The sequence below is a fragment of the Rhodococcus sp. P4_C10 genome, assembly GCF_056402135.1.
Map to the genome: position 1 here is coordinate 1 of NZ_JBFUHZ010000108.1, position 483 is coordinate 483.

A 483-nucleotide genomic window follows, 5' to 3' on the forward strand; every position below is an offset into this window, starting at 1 on the left:
ATCACAGCTCGTTTGACAGCTCCCCGAGGCTTATCGCAGCCTACTACGTCCTTCATCGGCTCCTGGTGCCAAGGCATCCACCGTACGCTCTTAACTACTTACAACAAAGATGCTCGCGTCCACTGTGCAGTTCTCAAACAACACACAACCAGGAAACCATGCGCAGACACCGGACCAACAAGGGCTCACACCCTCGCTGCGGTTTGACCTGCAGTTTCCCGCTTGTCGTTCTTGCCTAGAAAGAAACACTCGCGTGTTCTCTCAGGACCCAACAGTATGCCGATATATTCACCGCCGGCCGGCCACAAGGGACCAACCGATACGCGGAAAAGCCWGTCAGTGTTCCACCCATGAGCTCCCGCAGCGAAACAGTGTTCACTAAACGGGCTCTGCCAGACACGACCTCGACTCTTCGAGACCGTCTGCTGGAGATGCTCCTTAGAAAGGAGGTGATCCAGCCGCACCTTCCGGTACGGCTACCTT

1 rRNA gene is annotated in these 483 nt (G+C 55.8%); it reads right to left on the minus strand.

The features are described 5' to 3' along the window. Positions 1-104 (minus strand): 23S ribosomal RNA (locus tag AC1DWC_RS26735); the annotation flags it as partial. Positions 105-483 lie beyond the last annotated feature (379 nt).